General features: G+C 73.2%; 11 protein-coding genes. 8 read left to right on the forward strand and 3 right to left on the reverse strand.

Annotated elements, in window-relative coordinates; genetic code table 11:
* The first annotated feature begins 11 nt into the window (after positions 1–11).
* From IE182_RS27435 to IE182_RS27445, 3 genes are read left to right on the forward strand one after another with little or no spacing between them, the layout of a single operon-like run.
* A complete protein-coding gene (locus tag IE182_RS27435; protein WP_190112643.1) occupies positions 12–581 on the forward strand; it encodes a PadR family transcriptional regulator in 570 nt (189 codons plus the stop codon).
* Positions 568–1,428 (forward strand): SGNH/GDSL hydrolase family protein, encoded by an 861-nt coding sequence (locus tag IE182_RS27440; RefSeq protein WP_190112644.1) that lies wholly within the window; start codon positions 568–570, stop codon positions 1,426–1,428. The genes IE182_RS27435 and IE182_RS27440 overlap by 14 nt, the downstream gene beginning before the upstream one ends.
* A 40-nt stretch (positions 1,429–1,468) precedes the next feature.
* Positions 1,469–2,020 (forward strand): superoxide dismutase family protein, encoded by a 552-nt coding sequence (locus IE182_RS27445; RefSeq protein WP_190112645.1) that lies wholly within the window; start codon positions 1,469–1,471, stop codon positions 2,018–2,020.
* Between the two features lie 51 nt (positions 2,021–2,071).
* On the opposite strand, the gene IE182_RS27450 is transcribed toward IE182_RS27445, so the two are convergent.
* Positions 2,072–3,973 (reverse strand): stealth family protein, encoded by a 1,902-nt coding sequence (locus IE182_RS27450; RefSeq protein ID WP_190112646.1) that lies wholly within the window; start codon positions 3,971–3,973, stop codon positions 2,072–2,074.
* A gap of 558 nt (positions 3,974–4,531) precedes the next feature.
* On the opposite strand from IE182_RS27450, the gene IE182_RS27455 reads away from it, so the two are divergent.
* The 3 genes from IE182_RS27455 (at position 4,532) to IE182_RS32555 (ending at position 10,756) form a co-directional block, all read left to right on the forward strand.
* Positions 4,532–5,569 (forward strand): hypothetical protein, encoded by a 1,038-nt coding sequence (locus IE182_RS27455; RefSeq protein ID WP_190112647.1) that lies wholly within the window; start codon positions 4,532–4,534, stop codon positions 5,567–5,569.
* A 79-nt stretch (positions 5,570–5,648) separates the two neighbouring features.
* Complete coding sequence (locus tag IE182_RS27460) at positions 5,649–8,525, forward strand: stealth family protein (protein WP_190112648.1); 2,877 nt, start codon at positions 5,649–5,651, stop codon at positions 8,523–8,525.
* A 5-nt stretch (positions 8,526–8,530) separates the two neighbouring features.
* Positions 8,531–10,756, forward strand: coding sequence for a PIG-L family deacetylase (locus IE182_RS32555; RefSeq protein WP_190112649.1), 2,226 nt, complete (start codon positions 8,531–8,533; stop codon positions 10,754–10,756).
* An 87-nt stretch (positions 10,757–10,843) separates the two neighbouring features.
* Here IE182_RS32555 and IE182_RS27470 read toward each other — a convergent pair whose 3' ends face one another.
* Together IE182_RS27470 and IE182_RS27475 are read right to left on the reverse strand one after the other, a co-directional pair.
* Positions 10,844–12,865, reverse strand: a complete 2,022-nt coding sequence (locus IE182_RS27470; protein ID WP_190112650.1) for an FG-GAP-like repeat-containing protein — start codon at positions 12,863–12,865, stop codon at positions 10,844–10,846.
* Positions 12,866–12,968: 103 nt separating this feature from the next.
* On the reverse strand, positions 12,969–13,571 hold the full coding sequence (locus tag IE182_RS27475; RefSeq protein WP_190112651.1) for a hypothetical protein: 603 nt from the start codon (positions 13,569–13,571) through the stop codon (positions 12,969–12,971).
* A 221-nt stretch (positions 13,572–13,792) separates the two neighbouring features.
* Here IE182_RS27475 and IE182_RS27480 point away from each other — a divergent pair, with 221 nt between their 5' ends.
* On the forward strand, positions 13,793–15,292 hold the full coding sequence (locus IE182_RS27480) for an alkaline phosphatase D family protein (RefSeq protein WP_190112652.1): 1,500 nt from the start codon (positions 13,793–13,795) through the stop codon (positions 15,290–15,292).
* A gap of 135 nt (positions 15,293–15,427) precedes the next feature.
* Complete coding sequence (locus IE182_RS27485; protein WP_229845154.1) at positions 15,428–16,738, forward strand: multidrug effflux MFS transporter; 1,311 nt, start codon at positions 15,428–15,430, stop codon at positions 16,736–16,738.
* The last annotated feature ends 71 nt before the right edge of the window (positions 16,739–16,809 follow it).

Genomic DNA, 16,809 nt, shown 5'->3' on the forward strand with positions numbered 1-16,809 from the left:
GGGAGCCACCCATGGCCCTGCGCCACGCCGTCCTGGCGGCGCTGCTCAACGAGGAGCTGAGCGGCTACCAGCTCGCCAAGGCGTTCGACACGGGAGTGGCGAACTTCTGGCACGCGCTGCCCCAGCAGCTCTACGCCGAGCTGACCAGGCTGGAGAGCGACGGGCTGATCACCGGCCGGGAAGTCGTGCAGGACACCCGGCCCAACAAGCGCCTGTTCCGCGTCACCGACGCCGGTACCGCAGAGATGGAGCGGTTCACGGCGGCCGCCACCAAGCCCTCCTTCATCCGCGACGACCTGCTCGTCAAGGTCCAGGCCGCCGACCACGTCGACACCGGTGAGCTGATCGCCCAGCTCACCGAGCGGGCGGCCTTCGCCCGGGCCAAGGTCGAGCTGTTCGGCTCGCTGCTGCACACGATGCGCGGCGACCGCACCGAGGAGGACCACCTGCGCCACGGCGAACGGATCGGCCCCTACCTCACCTGCCTGCGCGGCCTCGCCTTCGAGCAGGAGAACCGCGACTGGTGCGAGCGCAGCGTGGCGATCCTGAACGAGAGGCGGTCGGCCCGTGCCCGGGCGTGAGTACCTGCGGTACGTCGCCCTGGGCGACAGCCAGACCGAGGGCCTGGGCGACCCCGACGACGCCGGCCGCCCCCGAGGCTGGGCCGACCGGCTCGCCGCCGGGCACCTCGCACCGCACAACCCCGGCCTGCTGTACGCCAATCTGGCCGTGCGCGGCCGCCTCGCCGGGCAGGTCCGCGACGAACAGCTCGCCGCGGCCCTCGCACTCCGCCCCGACCTGGCCACCGTCGTCGCCGGCGTCAATGACGTGCTGCGGCCGCGCTTCGACGCCGACGAGGTCGCCGGGCACCTGGAGGCGATGTTCGCCGCGCTCACCGCGCAGGGGGCCCGCGTCGCGACCCTCACCTTCCCCGACGCCGCCCGGATCACCCCGCTCGCCCGCCCCCTCGGCCCCCGCGTCACCGCCCTCAACCACCGCATCCGCCGGGCGGCCCACCGGCACGGGGTCGTCGTCGCCGAGACCACCCACCACCCCGTGGTGAGCGATCCCCGTCTGTGGAGCCCGGACCGGCTGCACGCCGGCCCCCTCGGCCACGAGCGGATCGCGGCGGCCGTCGCCCACGCCCTCGGCCTGCCCGGCAGCGACGACTCCTGGACGCACCCCCTGCCGCCCCCGTCGGCGGCCGCACCCCCCGCCGGACCGCGCAGTGCCGCCGCCGAGGTGCGCTGGGCCGCCGCCTTCCTCGGCCCCTGGCTCGTCCGCCGTCTGCGCGGCCGCTCCTCGGGCGACGGCCGTACGGCCAAGCGCCCCGGACTCCTGCCCGTCGCGTCCGTCGCGCATCTTCCGCCGGGTCTGGCTACCGTGGACGGGAAGGACGGGAAGAGCGCGCACCCGAAGTCGCCGTAAACCCGGTACCGCACCGGAGCCACGCCGAAAGGGGTCGACGATGTCGCTTCTCATCTCGGTGGTCGCCACGGCCATGGCCATCGCCTCGCCCATGGGGGCCACGGCCGCCCAAGCGCTGGTCGTCGACGGCCAGTTCAGGGCCGCCGACGGGGGAACGCACCGGGCGGTGACCTTCGACGGGACGGCGATTCCGGCCGGCAGCCGCGTCACGGTGATCGAGAGCACCTCGCCCGACGGCACGCGCGTGGAGCTGCGGGTCGGCGGGGTGCAGGCGAACCGGGTGTTCGGGGCCCACGTGCACACCCAGGCGTGCGGCACCACGCCCGCCGCCTCCGGGCCGCACTACCAGAACGTCAAGGACCCCAAGCAGCCGTCGACCGACCCTCAGTACGCCAACGCGCAGAACGAGGTGTGGCTGGACTTCACCACCGACGCGCACGGCGACGGCGCCGCGGTGAGCACGGTGCAGTGGAGGTTCCGGGCCGGTGAGGCCCGTTCCGTGGTCATCCACGACCACGGAACCGCGACCGCGTCCGGGCAGGCCGGCACGGCCGGGGCCCGGCTGGCCTGCGTCAACGTGCCGTTCGACTGACCCGACCGACTCGACCGACCCGACCGGCGGACGTCACGCGACCGACGGACGTCACGCGCGCTTCTCGAACGGGCCCGGCACCGGGAAGTAGCCCTCCAGGAACGGCGCGATGAGCGCGTTCGTCCGCTCCATGTCCTCGGCCGTCGAGACCGTGTCGTTGATGCAGAAGACGTCCATGTCCCGGTGGGCCAGCAGCCGGTTGAGGCGGCGCGAGGTGTTCGGGTGCGCCAGGTCCATGTAGACGTAGCGCATCTCGGACGGTATGGCCCGGGCCTGGTGGTACGCGTAGTAGTGGTGCAGCGAGGAGGCGACCGAGAGGTCCTCGGGGCTGCGGAACTGCGCGGCGGCGGTGGCCTTGTGGGCGTCCGCGTACCGCTCCTCTATCTCACCGAGCACGCTGCGGCTCAGCGCGTGCGGCACGTGCCGCATCTTCTGCGTGAAGGTGGTGGAGAAGCCCTCCTCGACCAGCGCGCGGTTGTTCTTCGCCGCGGCCGCCACCGGCGGGTCGGCCGGGTCGTGGACGCCCAGCGGGATCAGTGCGGGGGAGGGGAAGAACTTCGTCAGCCCGTTGGAGAAGAAGAACGTGTGCGGCGTCAGCGGGCTGCCGAGGAAGACGTCGTCGTTGAAGTACAGGAAGTGCTCGGACAGGCCCTCGATGTGGTGGAGCTGGCTCTCGATGGCGTGCGAGTTGAACGTCGGCAGGGCGTTCGGGTCGGAGAAGATCTGCTTGTGGCTGACCACGCGGATGCCGGGGTGCGAGGTGTCCAGCCACTCGGGCGTCTGGTCGTCGGTGACCAGGTAGACCGTGCGCACCCAGGGCGCGTACTGGTGCAGGGAGCGCAGGGAGTACTTCAGCTCGTCGCGGCTGAGGTAGCGGGCGTCGTTCGCCGCCTCCTCGTGGCGGGTCTCGGCGCCGCCCGCGTCCCGCTGGGCCTGCGCGCGGCGGGCGGCCCAGACCGGGTCGCTGCCGTCGACCCAGGTATAGACGACGTCGATGGGGAAGGTGATGTCCTGGGGGAGGCGCAGGGTCAGCTCGGGGCGGGTGCTGACCGTGCGGCGGGCCCGGTCCAGGGCGCCCGCGTCCGTGTCCACCGTGTGCCCCAGCGGGCCCGTGAAGAGCTCCACCGGCGCCTCGACCGGCTCCGCGAAGGCGGGCACCTCCTCGACCACGCCGTTGCGGCGCGGGGCCACGAGCAGGGGGCCGTGCGGGCCCTCCTCGCGCGCCCAGAACTGGATGTCGCAGCCGTGCTCCTGGCCGAGGACCAGCGTCCCGTCGGCGGTGGTGCGGAACCACGTGACGCGGGTGACGTCGCTCTTCTCCACCTGGCGCCAGGTGGAGGGCACGAAGCCGGGCAGCGGCTGGCCGGGGACGCCGTCACGGCCGACGGGCGCCACGTAGCCGGGTATGTGCCCGCACAGGCGGGCGAGGTGGTGCAGCACCCGGCGCCGGTCGGCGGCGGCCACCGCGATCGCGGGCGTGGTGCCGGCGCTCGCGTGGCGCACGCAGAAGTGGGCGATGCCCGCGTCCTCCAGCGTGGAGCACAGCAGGGTGAGGGTGTCGGCGCGGGTGCCGTGCGGGGTGAGGGCCGGGTCGACGAGGGCTATGTGCGCCTTGCCGTCCACCAGGACCACCCGCGGAAGGGCCGCGTCCAGGTGGCCGGCGTAGCGGCGCTGGAGCCGGCGGCCGCGGATCTTCTGGCGGCGCTGCTGGAGGTCGAGCGAGTTGGCCATGTGCTGCATGAGCGCGCCGCGGGTCTCGACGGACACGCGCTGGGCGATGGCCCGGCGGGCGCTCTCCGGCAGGACCCTGCGGTACGCCTTGACCAGCCCCGACTTCTCGGGGTTGGCGCGCTGGGCGGGGGTGCGGGGAGCCGTCTGGCCGGCCGGGGAAGTATCTGCGGCGGCAGGTATGCCCGCGCCGCGGGAGGGCGGGGTCGACGGCTCGCGTGACATGATCGTTTCAACCCCTCGGTCGTCCTGTATGGGCGCCCTTCCGTACTCCCGGATACCCCGGGAACCCTTCAGAACAGCACGTCACCAGCCCGACAGTGAACCCGGCGGCGCCGGAAAACAGAGAGTTAAGTAACTACCAGAGATTTTTACCCGGAAGCAATCTCTCGCATGCCCGCAAAGCGGGACCAATGCCAGCAGTGCCGGGGGGCCGGACGGCGCCGTGCGCGCCCCTCACCCCCAAGGGTCGCATCACGCCGCCGCAGCCCTGAAACGGAGGCGGCAATTCCGAGGGGCGTGTGGGGAAGCTCACCCAGGGGTGAAGGGGGCTGTCCGCGGTGCCCCCCGGGGCGGTACGGTGCCTGCCGTCCCCGGCACGGCGGAACCCCGGCCCGAGCCGTCCGTTCCCGGCCGAAGATCGGCTCATCGTCGGCCGCACGCGTGCCGGAGATCCGTTTACCCTGTTTGGGTGTACTTCCAGATCATGACTCCCGGGGCCCGGCGGAGCCCGCGCGACGATTCCGGCCTCGCGCCGGCGGCGAACGGACGCGGGGTACGCCCGTGACCGCGCCCCGTCACGCCCTGCGCGTGATCAAGAAGTCCGCACGCATCGCGCTGCGCCGCAGCCCGGTCATGAAGGTCGGTGCGACGGTCCGCCGCCGCGCTGCCTCGGGCCTCGCCACCGGACGCAGCACGCTCGTCGACTCCGTCCTCATGCCCGCCGCCCACGGCTCCGCGGCCCGCGTGCAGTACGCCGCCGTCCTCGACGGCCACACCCTGAACCTCAACGCGGTGCTGCCCTCCGGCACACCCGCCGACGGCGGCGCCCACGTGCTCCTCGTCAGCGGCTCCACCCGCCTGCGGGCCGAGGCCCGGCTCCGGCAGGACGCCGCCGGCCGCACCACCGCCGAGGCGACCGTCCTGCTCGGCGAGGAGATCGGCGGCCTGCCCCTGGGCACCGGCCGCTGGACCCTCGGCCTGGAACTCGACGGCGGCACCGCGCCCGTCCGGCTGCGCCTGCTCGGCGACGGCCCCCCCGACTACGCCGGCCCCACCCGCGCCCTGGCCACCTGCCCGCGCACCGGCCGCCGGCACCGCCTCGGCCTCACCCCCGCCGGAGCGCTGCGGCTCACCGTCGCCGCACCGCTGCCCCGCGCGGAGGTCCTGCGCATCGAGCGCTCCTTCACCGGCGCCAAGCTGCTCTTCGCGCTCTACGGCCCCGCCGCCTCCGCCGCCGGCGACCCGCGGCCCGCCGTCGAGCTCCTCGACCAGCAGCGCCGGCAGCTCCTGCACCACGACGCCGAGCCGCTGCCCGGCGACGACACCGCGTGGCGGGTCACCCTGCCGCTGGGCCGGCTCCTCGCCGGCACCTCCGGCCGCCAGACCCTCTCGCTCCGCCTCGTGCCCGGCCCCCGCGGCGCCAAGCCGCTCGACCTCGGCCGCCACGACCACGACCTGAACGCCCCCCGCAAGGTCCTCACCCCGCCCGCCTTCACCGTGCGGACGGAGACCGGCGCGTTCATCCAGGTCAAACCCCAGTACACCCGCCGCGGCGCGCTCCAGCTCGTCTGCACCCCGAGCAGCCTCGGGAGCACCTGAAGCAACCGAGCACCGAGCCAACCCGTCTAGACCACCGAGGCCACCGCACCCGGACCGCCGCACACTTCGAAGGCCGCACGTGAAAATCACCTTTCTGCTGACCTCCGCCGACACCATGGGCGGCACCGAACGCGCCACCATGACGCTCGCCGAGCTGCTCGCCCGGCACCACGAGGTGGAGATCCTGAGCGTCTTCCGCACCCGCGGCGAGTCGTTCTTCGACAGCGGCACGGTGCGCGTGCGCAACCTCGTCGACAAGCGCGGCCAGCAGCGCCCCGTGCGCAGCGCCCCCGCCGGCGGCCCCGACCTCGCCGCGGCGCACAAGCGCCTCGCCGCCACCCCCAGCGCCCTGGTGCGCCCCGAGTGGGAGTCCGCCTTCAACCGGCTGACCGACCTGGAGCTCACCGAGGCGCTGCGCACCATCGACGCCGACGTGCTGATCTCCACCACCCCGGCGCTCATGGCCTACATGGCCCAGCTCGCGCCCCGGCACGTCCTCACCGTCCACCTGGACCACCGCGTCTCGGAGCTGCGCGGCACCTCCGGCGAGCCGCTGCGCATGTTCACCTCGGCCATCGACGGACTGGTCTCGCTCACCGAGCGCACCCGCGACTGGTTCGCCGAGACCCTCGGCGACTGCGCCCCGCGCCTGGCCACCATCGGCAACGCCCTGCCCGACGGCTACCGCCCGCGCTCCACCCTGGAGACCCGCAGCGTCGTCCTCGGCGCCCGCCTGGCCTCCGAGAAGCAGATCGAGCACGCCATACGCGCCTTCGCCACCGCCGCCGCCGACCGGCCGCGCTGGACCCTGCGCGTCCTCGGCGACGGCCCCCGCATGCGCGCCCTCAAGGGCATCGCCGGCCAGTTCGGCGTCGCCGACCAGGTGCAGCTCGTCGGCAGCACCCCCAACATGACCGAGGAGTGGGCCAAGGCGTCCATCGCCATGCTCACCTCGCGCGTCGAGGCGTTCGGGCTCGTCCTCGTCGAGGCCCAGGCCGCCGGCGTGCCCGTCATCGCCTACGACTGCCCCAACGGCCCGGCCGAGATCCTCACCGACGGCCACGACGGCCTCCTCGTCCCCCTCGGCGACGAGGGCGAGCTCGCCGCCGCCCTCGCCCGCCTGATGGACGACGACGCCCTGCGGCACGAGATGGGCGCCGCCGCCCTCAAGACCTCCACCCGCTTCACCGACGGCGAGGTCGCCCAGAAGTGGAACGAGCTCCTGGAGGAGCTCGCCGCCCACCGCGACAGCGGGACCCGCGACGCCGACAAGGCCGTCCGCCGCACCCTGCAGGCCGCGGCCGACGCCCAGGGCGGCATCGTCGGAGCGGCCGTGCCCAAGGGCGTCGACCGCCCCCAGGCCGGCGTCGCCGACAAGGCGCACGAGGTGCGCATCGAGGCGGCCCGCCCCGACGTCCGCCGGGCCGGCGGCCAGATCTGCCTCGTCCGCGAGGACACCACCCCCTTCGAGGTGATGCGGGACAACCTCGACCTCGCGGTCGACGTCCTCGAATCCCTCGACATCCCCTACGTCCTCACCGACACCCCCCAGCTGCGCCACACCGTCGCCGTGGACGGCGCCCAGCGCGACGCCTTCCTCAAGGACTTCGCCGAGCGCTACCGCGACGAGCCCGTCTATGCGGGCCTGCTCAACGAGCGCGGCGCCGTCCTGCGCACCGTCCTCGCCGCGGTCCTCACCCCCGCCGCGCTGCCGGCCGGCTGCACCGCCGTGCGCGTCTTCCGGCCCGTGCTCACCGGCCGCGGCCAGCTGCGCGTCAGCGGCGTCTACGGCTGCGACGTCGCCTTCTGGCGCGAGACCGAGGACGACGAGAGCACCGTCACCATCCCCGGCGGCACCCGCTACGGCGCCACCCTGCCGCGCACCGAACTGGCCCGCACCGCCCGCATGAGCGTCGGCGGCGACCGCGAGTACAGCACCGTCGAGGCGTACACCAAGACCTTCGTCGACCAGGTCGACTTCCCCATCGACGTCGTCTACACCTGGGTCGACGGCACCGACCCGGAGTGGCTGGCCCGCAAGGAGCGCACGCAGGCCGAGCACGGCATCCTCGCCGCCGCCTCCGCCGGCAGCTCCGCCCGCTTCCGCAGCCGCGACGAACTGCGCTACTCCCTGCGCTCGCTGGACCTGCACGCCCCCTGGGTGCGCAACATCTACCTCGTCACCGACGACCAGGTCCCCGAGTGGCTCGACACCGACCACCCGCGGGTGCGCGTGGTCAGCCACCGCGAGATCTTCGGCGACACCGGCTGCCTGCCCTCGTACAACTCGCACGCCATCGAGAGCCGGCTGCACCGCATCGAGGGCCTGGCCGAGCACGTCCTGTACTTCAACGACGACGTCTTCCTCGGCCGCCCGATGCAGCCCGAGTCCTTCTTCCTCGGCAGCGGCCTGGCCAAGTGCTTCGTCTCGCCCACCGCCGTGCCGGCCGGCGACCCGTCGCTCGACAGCGACCTCGTCTTCGCCGCCGCCAAGAACAACCGCGCCCTGATCGAGCGGGAGTTCGGCAAGACGGTCGCCAACACCTTCCTGCACGCGCCGCACCCGCTGCGCCGCAGCACGCTGGAGGAGATCGAGGAGCGCTTCCCCGAGGAGGTCGCCCTCACGGCCGGCGCGCAGTTCCGCGCCCGCACCGACCTCGCGATCACCTCGTCGCTGCACCACTGGTACGGCATGTTCACCGGCCGCAGCGTCCCCAGCGGCATCAGCTCGGCCTTCGTCAACGTCGGCCTGCGCGAGCACCACGTCCGGCTGCACCGCCTGCTGGCGGCCCGCTCCCACGACGTGTTCTGCATCAACGACTACCACGACGGCGACGTGCCGGAGGACGAGCAGGCCGATGCGCTGGCCGTCTTCCTGGCAAGCTACTTCCCCGTCGCCTCGCAGTACGAGAAGGGTTCGGTCCGCAACAGCCGCCTCGCTCACGGGGCACGGTGACGGGGGTGGCGGGACCCAGCAGAAGGAGCGTGCTCGCGGCCATGCTCGCCCTCAGCGTCGCCGGCTGCACCGCCTCCGGCGGCCAGAAGCCCAAGCCCTCCGCCCCGGCCGCCGCGCCGCGGGCGGAGGTCTCCGCCCGTAAGGACGGGACCGCCGGCGCCGTCACCCTGCAGGTCGTCGCCCACCCCGACGACGACCTGTACTTCATGAACCCCGACGTCCACCAGTCGATCGACGCCAACCACCGTGTGGTCAGCGTCTACCTGACGAGCGGTGAGGCCGACGGCCGCAACAACGTGCCCGGGCAGAAGGAGAAGCCCAAGCCGGACTTCGGCGGGTACGCCGGCTCCCGCCAGCAGGGGCTGCGCCAGGCGTACTCCCTGATGGCGACCGGCAAGCCGCTGGCCGAGTGGAAGCGCACCACGCTGGACCTGCCCGGCGGATGGAAGGCCGAGACGGACAGCCTCGTCGACCACCCCGGCGTCACCCTGGTCTTCCTGGGCGTGGCCCAGCACACCGCGGACCAGCCCGGCTCCGACGTCCGCCTGCAGAAGCTGTGGGCGGACCCGAAGGCCGTCGGCCGCACCCGCGTGGCCACCGGCTCGACCGTGCGCGAGCCGAGCCCCGTCACCGGCGCCGGCGTCGTCGACGCGCTGGCCGCCGTGCTGGAGCGCTTCAAGCCGACGCTGGTGCGCACCATGGACCCCGACCCGGACGCGCAGGTCCACGACGCCGCCAACCGCAAGCACCACGACCAGCCCGGCTTCTCCGACCACCCGGACCACACGGCCGCCGCGCAGTTCACCTACGCGGCGCTCGACCGCTACAAGGGCCCGGGCCGCGGCAAGCACTTCACCGTCACCGCCTACCGCGGCTACTACAACGAGCGCTGGCCGTTCAACCTCACCCCGGCCGCGGTGCGCGACAAGGGCGACGTCCTCAACGCCTACGGCGGCTCCCCGGACTCCGGCTGCGGCTTCGCCGCGGGCTGCGGCGACTACGACGTCGGCCGCGACCGCAGCTACGGCACGGGCTGGCTGCAGAGCACGACCCACCGCTACCCCGGCACCACGACGTGGCTGCAGCAGGGCCCCGACGGCCGCCTCACCGCGTTCGGCGTGCTCGACCGGCAGGCGGCGATGTGGACCGAGACCACCCCCGGCAGCGGCCGCTTCGACGGCCCGAAGCTGCTCGGCGGCGGCCCGCTCATGCCGCACCTGGCGGTCTCGCGGACCAAGGACGGCCGCTGGCAGCTGTTCGGCGAGCGCATCGCCGGCCTCGGTCACGCACCGGAGAGCAACCGGCGCGAGATCGTCACCGTGCAGCAGGAACGTTCCGGTGGCGCATTCGGAACCTGGACCTCCCTCGGCACGCCCGACGCCGACCCGGCGCGCGACCGCCTTACGGGCGCACCGGTGGTGGCCCGCAACGCCGACGACAGCGCCCAGGTGTTCGCGCGCAACGCGGCCAAGGGCGTGAGCACCCGGCGGCAGGCCGCCGACGGCAGCTGGAGCGAGTGGAAGGAACTCGCCGACGCCGCGCCCGGCGGTCTGGGCCGCGAGGCCGACGAGCCGGACCGGGCGCCCCGGCGCGACGCCTCCGGCAACTCCGGCTCCGGCGGCCTCGGCGGCCTCGCCGAGGGCCCCCGCAGCGGCCCCGGCGCGAAGGCCGGTTCGGGCGGTGGCCCGGACGAGGTGCAGGAGGGCCTGAGTGCGGTCACCGACAAGGACGGCCGCATCCACGTGGTCGGCTCCGGCCACGGCACCATCCTGCACTGGGCGCAGGAGAAGCCCGGCGCCGATCTCACCCCGTCCTACGACGGCCGCCTCCCCACCCCGGCCGACCCGCCGACGCTGTTCGCCCAGCCCGACGGTTCGCTGCTGCTGGCCTACCGGGAGCCGAAGACGTCCAAGCCCCTGGCGTACCGCCTGCCCGACGCCGTCGGCAACCAGTGGCAGCCGGTCCACCTCGGACTCGCGGGCCGCGGCTACGGCGTGATGGCCCTGGCCGGCGACCCGGCGGACCCGTCGCGCGCGGTCCTGGTGACCCGCAACAGCTCGGGCACCCTGAGCGCGAGCGGCATCGGGCAGGGCGCCAAGCAGCGCTGGTCGACGTTCGGCACCCACGTGGTGGGCCCGCCGTCCGTCGCGGTGGACGCCAAGAAGCGGCTGGTCGCCGCTTCGCTCACGCCGGAGGGGACGCTGCAGGCGGGGCGGCTGGAGTTCAAGTAGGGGTATGGATGAAGGGGAATGGCCTCTGCTCCGCTGGGAGCAGAGGCCGTTCTTCACGGGAGCTGGGGAGGAGGCTTCAGTGCTCCGTCACCACCCGTCCGTCAGCCTCAGCGGCCTGCTGAAATCGCCACCACCGCGGTTCACCCACTCCTTCAGCACCCCGTTCGCCTCGCTCCTGGCGATCAGGTGGGACGTGCCGCCCCCGTAGAAGGCGCCGGCTGCGGTCTCGGAGTACGTCCAACCGCCCGTCAGGAGGCGTCTCGTGGTGAAGTCGCCGTTGGCCTTGCCCTCCCAGAGGTAGAGGTCGGCCTTGGCGTCGCGGGCGATGAGGTCGGGCTTTCCGTCGCCGGTGAAGTCGCCCGCCGTCGCCTGGGTGTAGTTCCAGCCCGCCTCCACCAGGTGCGGCTTGGTGAAGTCGCCGCCGGTCCTGCCGTCCCACATGTACAGGTCGCCCTTGGCGTCGCGCGCGACGATGTCCGCTACCCCGTCGCCGGTGAAGTCGCCGCCCGTCGTCTCCGTGAAGTTCCAGCCGCCGGTCAGTCTTCTCGGCTCGCCCAGGGTGCCGTTGCCGGTGCCGGGCCAGAGGTAGAGGGAGGCGTTCGCGTCGCGGGCGATGAGGTCGGGCTTTCCGTCGCCGGTGAAGTCGGCCGCCGCCGTTTCCGTGGAGGCCCAGTGGGCCTTCAGCTGTACCGGACGCCTGAAGGTGCCGTCGCCGGCTCCGGGCCACAGGTAGAGGTCCTCGGTGCCGCGGGCCACGATGTCCGCCACGCCGTCGCCCGTGAAGTCCGCGGCCGTGGTCTGGCTGAAGTTCGGGGTGAAGCGCGTCGGCGCGTCACCGCCCGCGAGGGTCTCCGCCAGGGCCTGGCAGCCGTTGTCGTTGAAGTGGAGGGCATCGTCCCTCTCGCCCGTGCCGTGGTAGGCCGCGAAGAGCTTCGCCGGGTCCAGCGGGTCGCGGGTCGCCGCGTCGAAGTCGGCCACGGCGTCGATGTCCCGGGTGGTGCGGATGTACGCGTTGACCTGCCGGCGGACCTCCTCCCGCGCCTCGGTGAAGTAGCCGTTGCCCTTGAACGGCGGGATCGTGGCCACCGTGAACGTCAGGCCGGCCCGGTGGGAGCGTTCCGCCAGCTGCCGGATGCCCGCGATCAGGTCGGTGCTGCTCGCGTCGTCCAGCACGATGTCGTTGATGCCCTCGTAGAGGACGACCGACCTGACGTTCGGCTGGGCCAGGACGTCGCGGTCGAAGCGGTTCAGCGCGCTCGGGCCGTACACGGGGCTGATCGAGGACTTCGTGCTGTGGTCCGCGAGGATGCGGTTGGCCGAGATGCCCGCGTTCACCACGCCCATCGGCCTGCTCTGCGCCCGTAGCGCCCGCGCGTACGCGTCGGGCCAGCGACGGTTGGCGCCGGGCGTCGACCAGCCGCCGTCCGTCTGCGAATCGCCGAGGGCGACGACCGTTCCGCCGGTGCCGGCCGCGGGCGTCACATCGACGCCGGCCAGGAGGGACCAGTAGTCGTAGGCGCGGAAGCTCCCCGCGCCCGCCTCCGCCGACCGGTCCGTCCCGTCGCCCGCCGCCGACATGTACGAGGTCTGCCGCGTGTACTCGTGGTACGGCGCAGCCGTCACCGCCTCCGGCAGGTGGATGCTCACCAGGAGGTTCTCGTCCGGCCGGACGGGAAACGCCACGGCGTCGCTGTACACGCTCCCGCCGGGCGCCAGGACCGTCCGCTCGCTGCCGCCGAACGTCAGCGTCACCGGCTTCCCCGCGGCCGCCGCCCCCGCCGACTGGCGGGCCACGGTGGCGTGTCCGATGGTCACCGGGCTCTTGCTGAAGGTGTTCACGAGGTGGATGCGGGCCGTGCTGCCGCCGATGCTCGTGTGCACCACCATGCGCAGCGTCTGCCGCCCCGTCACCCCCGTCTCCTGCGGGTCCCCGGCCGTGGCCATCGCCGTGCCCCACGTCCTCGTCCAGCCCGAGTCCGCGTTCCCGGCCGCCTTCGCCGTGCCCCCGGGGAGGGCCGTCAGTACCCCGCAGACGGCGGTTGCCACCGCCGCCGCCCGCAGGAACCGGCCGGGCGTGGTGCTGCCGCCACGCCGTACAGGCCGTCTCATCCGTTCCGTCTCCTTCTCCTCGCACACCTGCACAGAAAACCGGTGGGGGCGTCAGCACTGAGTGCTGTCGCCCCCACCGGTCGTTCCGTGATTCTTTCAGGCGTCACGAAGAAGTCGACGAATTGAACGTGAAGTTCGAGTGCCCCGTCGCCAACTGCTGCCCGTCCGGGCCGTACACCGTCACCTGCAGCTGCCAGGGGACGGTCGGCGTCGGGACGATGAACGTCGGCTTCCAGTCCGTGCTGTCCCAGTTGAGGACGGGGGAGCTGATGGTGCTGTCCTCGCTCATGGTGATTTTGGTGCTGTCGTTGTACGTGTGCCACTTGAGGTAGCCCGACCTGCCCTTGAGGCCGGTGAAGGTCACGTTGGCCTGCACCTTCGTGACCGTCGGTGTGACCGCCCCCAGCGGCGTGACGCTGTTGACCCTCGCTCCCACCTTCACCTGCGGCGTCGTCGACAACACGGGGGAGGGGGACGGGGTGGGGGAGGCGGTCGGCGGGAACGTCGTCGCCGGGGGGTCGGGGTGGCCGTCGGTGGCGAAGGGGCCGGCCTTGACCACGACCGGGATCACGGCTGCCAGGACCACCGCCAGGCCGCCGGTCACCCAGTACGTCCACACGCGCGACCAGAAGCGCGGGTCGGGCGGGTGCGGTGGCGGCGGGGGGTGGTGGGGCGGTGGTGGCGGAGGGTCTCCGTCCGGGCTCATGCAGCCACCCCCTTCGGCGTTGCCCCTGGCATGGGAGGACGCTACACCCGGAATCGGCCATTCGGCCCTGGATCAACGGACGTTGGGGGCGCCCCCACGGCGCACGCGCCCCCTGTCCGCCCCCGATCGCCCCTGCCCCAACCGCCCCCGCACCAGGGCGCCGCGCAACGTTCGCCACCGCGGGCCTTCACAGTCACACCGGCCACGCGCAGTCTGAGGGCATGGCCGAGACGACCCCCCTCTCCCCCCTCTCCGTGAACCCCTTCACCCTCGGCGTCGCCTCCGGCGACCCGCTGCCCGACTCCGTCGTCCTGTGGACCAGACTCGCCCCCCGGCCCTACGAGCCCGGCAACGGCTTACCCGCGGACGGTGCCCTCGACGTCCAGTGGGAGCTCGCCTCCGACGAGTCCTTCCGCCACTTCCGGCGCAACGGCACCGTCCCCGCCCCCGCCGCCGACAACCACACCGTCCACCTCGACCTGCGCGGCCTCGACCCCGGCCGCGACTACTGGTACCGCTTCCGCACCGGCCGGTGGATCAGCCCCACCGGCCACACCCGTACGGCTCCCGCCGCCGACGCCCGGCCGCAGGGCATGACCTTCGGGCTCCTCTCCTGCCAGCAGTACGACGAGGGCTACTACACCGCCCTCGCCCACCTCGCCCAGGAGGACCTCGACGCCGTCTTCTTCGTCGGCGACTACATCTACGAGAACGCCATCGACGCCCAGGCCGGCGCGCGCCACTACACGGACGCCCCCCTGCCGCCGTTCTTCGACCACTGGACCTGGACCCTCACCGACTACCGCCTGCGCTACGCCCTCGGCAGGTCCGACCCCGACCTGCAGGCCGCCCACGCCGCCCACCCCTGGTACGTCACCTGGGACGACCACGAGGTCGAGAACAACTACGCCGGCGACGTCTCCCAGAACAACGACCCCGTCGGCACCTTCCGCGCCCGCCGCGCCGCCGCCTACCGCGCGTACTGGGAGAACATGCCCCTGCGCGAGGCGCACCGGCCCGTCGGTGCCGACATGCTCCTCCACCGGCGCTTCCACCACGGGCGGCTGGCGCAGTTCGACCTCCTCGACACCCGGCAGTACCGCTCCGACCAGGCGTACGGCGACGGCTGGCAGTACCCGGGGCCCGAGTCCGAGGACCCCGCCCGCACCATCACCGGGGACGCACAGGAACGCTGGCTCCTCGACGGCCTCCGCACCTCCACCGCCCGCTGGAACGTGCTCGCGCAACAGGTCGCCTTCTGCCGCCGCAAGAACACCACGGCCGACCGCTCCCGGCTCTCCATGGACGCGTGGGACGGCTACCCGGCCTCCCGCGCGCGCGTCCTCGCCGGGGCCGGACGGGCCGGGGTCGAGAACCTCGTCGTCCTCTCCGGCGACGTCCACGTCCACTACGCGATGGACATCAAGGAGGACTTCGACGACCCCGCCTCCCGCACCCTCGGCGTCGAGGTCGTCACCACCTCCGTCTCCAGCGGTTTCGACGGCCAGGAGAAGCCGGACGACTGGACCCTGCTCCTCGCCGCCAACCCGCACATGAAGTTCTACGACGGGCGGCGCGGCTACGTGGTCGTCTCCCTCGACGAGGGGCGCCTGCAGGCCGACTACCGCACGCTCTCCGGCGTCGTCACCCCCGGCGCGCCGGTGATCACCGCTGCCCGCTTCGTCTCGGAGGCGGGGGCCCCGGGCTTCAGCCCGGCGTAGCTCACAGCACGTAGCCCACCGCACGTAGCGCACATCACCACGTGTAGAGGGCACCTATCCTCGGCGGGCATGTCACCATGGAGGTAACTTGAAAGTTTGATTACCCCCCCCGCGATCACCCCCATGGAGCAGCGCATGACGGAACCCGGCCCCGCCCAGGCCGCGGACGAGCGACGCGGTGCAGGCCGGCTCACCGTCGCGGAGGCGCCCCGGGCCGCCGCGCGCCGCGCCGGCCTGATCGTCACCCTCGTCCTCGGGGGCCTGACCGCCCTGCCGCCGCTGTCCATGGACATGTACCTCCCGGCGCTGCCCGAGGTCACCGACGCCCTGCACAGTCCCGCCGCCACCGTCCAGCTCACCCTGACCGCCTGCCTCATGGGCATGGCGCTCGGGCAGCTCGTCGTCGGCCCCATGAGCGACAAGTGGGGCCGGCGCCGGCCGCTCCTGGCCGGCATGGTGCTCTACGTGCTGGCCACCGCCGTCTGCGCCTTCGCACCCAGCGCCGCACTCCTCATCGCCTTCCGGCTCGTCCAGGGCCTGGCCGGGGCGGCGGGCATCGTCATCGCGCGGGCGGTCGTGCGCGACCTCTACGACGGCGTGGCCATGGCCCGCTTCTTCTCGACGCTCATGCTGATTTCCGGCGTCGCCCCCGTCGTCGCGCCGCTCATCGGCGGCCAGATCCTGCGCCTGACCGACTGGCGGGGCGTCTTCGTCGTCCTCACCGCCGTCGGCGTCCTCCTCACCGCCGTCGTCTGGAAGTGGCTGGACGAGACGCTGCCCCCCGCCGAGCGCCACGCCGGCGGCCTCGGCCAGGCGCTGCGCACCATGCGCGGTCTGCTCGCCAACCGCGTCTTCACCGGCTACATGCTCGCGGGCGGCTTCGCCTTCGCCGCACTCTTCGCCTACATCGCGGCCTCGCCGTTCGTCGTCCAGGACATCTACGGCGCCTCCCCGCAGACCTTCAGCCTGCTCTTCGGCGTCAACTCCGTCGGCCTGGTCCTCGTCGGGCAGATCAACGGGAAGCTGCTGGTCGGCCGGGTCAGCATGGACAAGGTCCTGGCCGTGGGCCTGGCCGTCACCGCCCTCGCCGCGGGCGCCCTCGTCGTCATGGCCTCCGGGGTGTTCGGCAAGGCCGGCCTCGCGCCGGTCGCGGCCGGGCTCTTCGTGCTGATGTCCGCGATGGGCCTGACCATGCCCAACACCAACGCCCAGGCCCTGATGCGCTCGGCCGGCGCCGCCGGCTCCGCCTCCGCCCTCCTGGGCACCTCCACGTTCCTGCTCGGCGCCGTCGCCTCCCCGCTCGTCGGCATCGCGGGCGAGCACACGGCGGTGCCGATGGCCGTCGTCCAGCTGTGCTGCGCGCTCGCCGCCGCGGCCTGCTTCGTGGGGCTGTGCCGGCCGTGGCGGGGTGCGCAGGAAGGGCCCGCGGAGGCGGAAGGCGCCTAGGTGTGTTGTCCCGGGACGTTGGTGACACGCGTGCTGGGTGCTTGAACTGGGTGAGGGCCTTCTGGCTCGGT

Origin of the sequence: Streptomyces cinnamoneus (assembly GCF_014650495.1) — a bacterium.
Taxonomy (GTDB): Bacteria; Actinomycetota; Actinomycetes; order Streptomycetales; family Streptomycetaceae; genus Streptomyces; species Streptomyces cinnamoneus.